This is a genomic window from Bradyrhizobium sp. 25ACV, assembly GCF_054863005.1.
Genome location: NZ_JAVAYO010000150.1, coordinates 1 through 257, shown reverse-complemented (window position 1 = coordinate 257; position 257 = coordinate 1). Strand labels below are relative to the sequence as shown.

Genomic DNA, 257 nt, shown 5'->3' with positions numbered 1-257 from the left:
GACGAACGCGTTCTGCGTCGGTTTGCCCGGCGCGATATAGTACCACTCAACGCCGACATCGCCCGACCATGTTAGCACCGCGTTCGAGGTCAGTTCGGTCCCGTTGTCGCTGACGATCATCTTCGGCCTGCCACGCTCGGCGATCAGAGAGTCGGGGCGAGGAGTCAGAACAGGCCGAACCGTAAAGCGGGACTTTGCCCTCATAGTTCATGGCAGTGTCCGTACGCGCTTACGGCAAACTTACGCCTGAAATGCAC

1 pseudogene is annotated in these 257 nt (G+C 59.5%); it reads right to left on the bottom strand.

The features are described 5' to 3' along the window. Positions 1–150 (bottom strand): annotated as a pseudogene (locus RAD04_RS38940) (IS3 family transposase); the annotation flags it as partial. Between the last annotated feature and the right edge of the window lie 107 nt (positions 151–257).